This is a genomic window from Vibrio sp. 10N.286.52.C3 (genome assembly GCF_041468865.1).
In the GTDB taxonomy this organism is placed as follows: Bacteria; Pseudomonadota; Gammaproteobacteria; order Enterobacterales; family Vibrionaceae; genus Vibrio; species Vibrio crassostreae_C.
This window is the reverse complement of record NZ_JBFRJM010000162.1, coordinates 1-1,402: the sequence shown is the minus strand read 5'-3', so window position 1 is coordinate 1,402 and position 1,402 is coordinate 1. Positions and strand designations below refer to the sequence as shown.

The window sequence follows — 1,402 nt, the reverse complement described above, 5'->3', positions numbered from 1 at the left end:
ATTTTATTGAGGTTTGACCGTCTTACGCCTTGGGAAAAAAACTTTATCACAGAGTTACACCATAAGGTCGTAACGAGACAACTCATTTCAATTAAACAAAAACAGCTTGCTTTAAAAATTTCAATGAAAGCCTATAAATCAAAGAAGAAAAACGCGCGTTCCAACGTTTGATTTAAGCTTGTGTATACCTAAACTGTTCAAGGTCCTCTAAACCTTGGGCAGATTAGTAGTATTTGCACTTAACGTATTGAAAACAATCAAGTGTAGAGGTGAATGGGTAACAACTTTCAGCGTAATGGCAATTGAAATAGTCTTTCGAGCAGTACTGACTACCTCGATCGCTATGAGTTATAACCTGCTCAGGGAATCCTCGACGGAATAAAGCCATCGATAAGGCATCACAGACCAGTGAGGCCGTCATTCTCGTATCCATAGACCAACCAATTACTTGCCTTGAATATAGGTCAATAATGACAGCTAAGTACAGCCAGCCTTCGCTTGTGGCAACATAAGTAATGTCTCCTGCCCATTTTTGATTCGGAGCCGTTGCGTTAAAATCTTGAGCGAGCAAGTTCGGAGCAACGGGCATTTTATGCTTACTGTCCGTTGTACACTTAAACTTGCGTGCTGCTTTCGCTACTAAATCCTGACGTTTCATACTGGCGGCAATGGTCTTAACATTATGGTTATCACCGCTCTCTGCCAGTTCTTTCTGAATACGTCTGAGCCATCTCATTCTTTGCTAACGTCAAAGGCTTCTTTTACCTTGGTATCAAGCTTTTGGCGCTCTGTTTCACGTTGAATCGCCTTGTGGCGGTTCTCAACCCAATAATAAAACCCACTTCAAGAAACTCTGAACACCTTAGCCATACGGGAAATACTGAAACTCAGCAGGTGTTCGAGCATAAATTCATAGCAATTTACTTTAGATTTTTCGCGAAGTAGGTGGCGGCCTTTTTTACGATGTCTAGCTCTTCTGCTTGCTCTGCCAACTGCCTTTTTAGCTTAGCGACTTCAACGGCCAATTCTTGTTCTCGTTGGCTAATATTAGAATTCTTCTTTGTGGCTTTTCGCCAACCATAGATCTGAGATTCATGTAACGAGAGCTGTCTTGCAGCTGTAGCGACTCCCACTTTCTCTGCCAACTTCAGGGTTTCGGCTTTAAATTCAGGAGAATGGATAATACGTTTCTTCTTGCTTGTTATGGTTCACCTCATTAGTGATTGTACTCACTTAACTCAGTGTCCAAAACTACTAGTGCGGATCAGCAAGCTCGGGATCTGATAGCCAAAACAATTGAAGGATTAGGTAACCCGATTGCCTACCACCTTAAAGAACGAGACTACTTGGACTATCGTGCAACACGAATACCTTACCGTGGCAAAAATAAGGTTCATCGCGG

General features: G+C 42.2%; 1 pseudogene. It reads right to left on the bottom strand.

Annotation, left to right across the window (positions count from 1 at the left end):
- Positions 1-307: 307 nt before the first annotated feature.
- Positions 308-1,205: pseudogene (locus AB4138_RS23965) on the bottom strand (IS3 family transposase); the annotation flags it as partial.
- Positions 1,206-1,402: the final 197 nt, after the last annotated feature.